Here is a 3,671-nt window from a genome sequence, read left to right on the forward strand (position 1 = left end):
GTGGGGCTGTGGGAGGACTGCAGGACATCAATCTCTCCGTCGCGGTATCTGGCCAGATAAACCGCGGCGCCGATCTGGTCCCGCAGGCCGTCGAGAATCTGTTGCATCAGCTGCTCATGCTGATCGGTGCGGGCGGCCATGTCCAGGACGGGTCCGGGGGAGTGGGCGCCGCCGACGGTCTTGATGAAGAACTGGGCGCGCAGCCAGTGCAACAGCCACGACGTGTCGGCCATGCTGATCCCGGTGCGCCGGGCGAGGTCGCGGGTGGTGATGCCCTCGGCGGCCTGGATGTGCAGGAGGAGTTCGAGGGCGCGGAAGGCGGCTGCCTGTTGTGCTGGTGCCTGCGCGGGCAGGGTTTTGGTGCGGGACATGTCGGTGAGGACGGCCGGGCGCAAGGCGTTCGCCGACCACCAGGGCTCGGTGCGATTGTTCCCTTCACGTTGGTGAGGCCTCCCGTCTGAACGGGCAGCGGCGGCGGCGCCGGCGGCTGCTGCCGCCAGATACGGCGCTGGATCGCTCAGCGGCAGGATCAGCGGAGCCGTGGTTTCACCGTCGAGCGGCCTCAAACGGGTCCGTTGTCGATCCTCAGCCTGGGACGCAAGTCCCAGGGAGCCGGGCCTGTTCTGGGTCGGGAGTGTGGGGGGTGGCACGAGGACGAGCCGGGGTGCCGCAGGGACCGGTGCCGCCGTCTGCGTTGCTTCGGGCGTGAGCATCTCTTCGCTCACGCCCAGTCCCTGACGGATCTCGTTAAAGAAGAGACGGTCCTGGATTGGCGTGGACGGGTCGTCGGGGAAAGGCCGGCGGTGGGCGGTGGCGGCCAACAGGCGGCGGGCGTCACCGTGACCGTGCCGGGCTGCTTCGGCGATGAAGAACCGCACGTCTTCCCTGCGGTCCCAGTCCGCACGCATGGCCACTAAAGCCAGACGGAACAAAGCTCCCGGATGACCGGCTTCAGCGGCGGGCCCCAGCCACTGCGCGGCACGCAGCAACTCCCCCTTCATCAGCGCCTTCGAACCGAGCCGGTAGAGCGAGTTGGCGTGCGCACGCTCCTCAGCGGAGAGCCGGTACTTCTCCGTCAGCGGGCCGAAGTGCCCATCGGGCCGGTCCCAGAAGTCATACGGCCCCGCGAGCTGGTCCAGCAGGCGGGCGAGTGCGGCCGGGACCTGCGGCTCCGGGCGGCCCGCCCCACCGTCGGGGCCGTCGTACCTGCTCACATCCGTCACCTGTCTTTCCTTGCGCGCAGCTGCTTGCGGTGCCCATCTCGAATATGCCCCGTGAGCTTGCGCCTTAGGTACGCGATCGCCTTATTGCGAAGATTGTGGATACGGCGCGCAGGTATGCCGAGCGCAGCGGCGATCTCCGCATCACTCAGCCCTTTGCTCTGCAGATCAACCACCTGCCGGCGCTGCCCCAGCGGCATCCGCTCGATCTCCCGCGCCACCAGCTCTATCGCTTCAACATCATCGTCGGCAGGCTCCCGTGGCCGCAGGACCGGCTCCAGCCCGTTCAGGCCCCGTAAGAACCGCTCACGGGCGGACTGCTGACGCAACAGGTCGACAGCGAGATTGCGGGCCGTCCGGCACAGATACGCCATGACATCCGTATCCGCCGCCAGCTCCCCGGCCGCCGCCTTACGCCCCACCTTCAAATACGCCTCCTGCACAATGTCCTGACAGGTGGCCAACGGCAGCGACCGGTACAGACGCCGCAACGTGAACGGCTCCGCCTCAACAAATTTGGAATACGCGCTCAGCAGCCGCTGCGCCACGTCCTCTTCCTGCACGGGCCCCTCGCCTGTGAATTCCTGGCCTGCGGCGTCATCGCCTACCACGGGCCCCGCTCCCTGCCAGCTCCCCGGCTGCTGGCAGCCCGGGCGGTATCGACTCTGAGCCCCACCCTCACCGCGCCTTCCTCGGTGATATCCACCCGCACGACAAGCACCTGCGCATCACGCCGGCCGTGCCTCGCCTTCCGCGGACCTGTGCTCACCTGCACCCGTCGGGCTTTCCAGCGGACAGCGCTCGGCCGGTACCGGTGCACCAGGGCACCCAGCGCGTGCACCGCGCTCACGGCGGCCGGGATATACCCGGTCCACTCCAAGGACGGTGACATGAGAATGGTTCTCCATCCGACGGCGGGACACAGCCGATCGTGCGTCCTCGCCCCTCAGACGAGCCCCAGAGCCTACTTCTCCCTCACCAACACCCCGATTCACCCGAGCGAGTGAATTCCCTGAGCGCCGTTGCACACCCACCCCGGGCAGGACGTCAACGACTCTGCCACGTCGGCGTCCTCGCATCCCGTCCAGCCCGAGCAGCCATGACCGGCGCACCTGAACTGCCACGGGGCAGCCGACGCCGAGCTGCACCCGGGGGGGCGGTCATGAACCGACCGCTGCTGTTCCTCGACGTGGACCGTCCGCTCAACGTCTATGCGGCCAGCCGGAGAAGCGCGCCCACGGCTACACCACACGCAAAATGCCCCAGCACAGCACAACTCCTCACGGTCCCAAAGCCGTCTCAGCCCGGCGGCGCCCCTTGCGGGTCTGGCACAACCGGAACACGGGGCGATACCTGCTCCAGCTCGACTACGAGTTGTGCCAAGCGACCACCTTCAGGGACGGGTGCCAACCGGTGGATCGCTCCGCTACCCAACCTCCCTGAACTCCCTTTCAGCGGAGCGTTGTTCCAGGAGCGCCCCGGCGGGGCCCAATGGAAGACGGGCCCCTCGTGCACTATGCACGCGGCCGTCCCTTCGCCTGGGCCGATGACGAACACAGCGACCGGGACCAGCAACACGTCACCGCCCACCACCGCGGGGCCGGGGCTGCTCCATCACGTCAACGCGCACATCTCTCCGCGCGGGGACGACTTCCGCACGCTCGCCGGCTTCGCCCAGTCCCCGGACACCCGGACCACCGGCTGAGCACGCAACAGTTCTTCAGACAGCCACGTGCCCGATGCCGCGACGACGGCAAGGTCAGCGCCTTCAGTCCGCTGCCCCGGGGCGGCGTCGTACGTCGGCGTACACCCGTACCCGGACACCGCGCCTGGCCGGGGACGCGCCGTACCGGGGCGACACCGGAAGTCGCCCACAACTGCTGCAGGCACTCCCTCACGACGCGGGCGGTGTCCTCGTCCGCGGCGGTGATATCCAGGACGGCCAGACCAGGCTGGTCAAGGTGCTGCTCATCGATGGCCATGCCGTAAGAGACGGCTCCGCGTGGGTCGGCGGTTGTGTGACGGAGCACGAAGCACCCATACGAGGGACGGCTGCGCAGGGGCTTGACGGGCCCGCTCGCACCGTTCACAGCATGGGCTGTCCGGGGGAGGGGCAGGGAGCATTGGGGACGCTGGCACGGCGGGCTGGCGGCGGTACCTTGACCACGGAGCCGTGCCTGCGCCCCGAGCTGCCTGGCGCCCTGGCCCCGCGCCAGGACCTGCTGCTGGTTACGTCCAGCCGGCAGAGGTTTTGCTCCTCAGGGCTGGCTCGGCTGCCTGCCTGGCGTTCCAGGAGCCAGGGGACCGCTCGTGGCGTCGACTGTTGACCCCGTGAGCTCGTGCACTATGCACGCGGCCGTCCCTTCGCCTGGGCCGATGACGAACACAGCGACCGGGACCAGCAACACGTCACCGCCCACCACCGCGGGGCCGGGGCTGCTCCATCACGTC

General features: G+C 68.7%; 2 protein-coding genes and 2 pseudogenes. 1 reads left to right on the top strand and 3 read right to left on the bottom strand.

Going from position 1 to position 3,671, the window contains the following annotated elements; translation table 11 throughout:
* A pseudogene (locus ACJA3G_RS32900) lies at positions 1-1,223 on the bottom strand (hypothetical protein); the annotation flags it as partial.
* Positions 1,220-1,831 (bottom strand): RNA polymerase sigma factor, encoded by a 612-nt coding sequence (locus tag ACJA3G_RS32905; protein WP_406556694.1) that lies wholly within the window; start codon positions 1,829-1,831, stop codon positions 1,220-1,222. The pseudogene ACJA3G_RS32900 and the gene ACJA3G_RS32905, both read right to left, overlap by 4 nt.
* Positions 1,832-2,382: 551 nt before the next feature.
* Between ACJA3G_RS32905 and ACJA3G_RS32910 the strand changes: the two are divergent.
* A pseudogene (locus ACJA3G_RS32910) lies at positions 2,383-2,925 on the top strand (hypothetical protein).
* On the opposite strand, the gene ACJA3G_RS32915 reads toward ACJA3G_RS32910, so the two are convergent.
* Positions 2,840-3,202 carry a DUF6207 family protein gene (locus ACJA3G_RS32915; protein WP_406556695.1) on the bottom strand — a complete coding sequence of 121 codons (363 nt, stop codon included), beginning with the start codon at positions 3,200-3,202 and terminating at the stop codon, positions 2,840-2,842. The pseudogene ACJA3G_RS32910 and the gene ACJA3G_RS32915 overlap by 86 nt on opposite strands.
* Positions 3,203-3,671: the final 469 nt, after the last annotated feature.

Origin of the sequence: Streptomyces sp. YS-3, from assembly GCF_045257485.1 — a bacterium.
GTDB lineage: Bacteria > Actinomycetota > Actinomycetes > Streptomycetales > Streptomycetaceae > Streptomyces.

Bases quoted from the DNA above. Each gene is read 5' to 3' on its own strand.
- ACJA3G_RS32915 (WP_406556695.1), bottom strand. From the start codon at position 3,202: ATGGCCATCGATGAGCAGCACCTTGACCAGCCTGGTCTGGCCGTCCTG.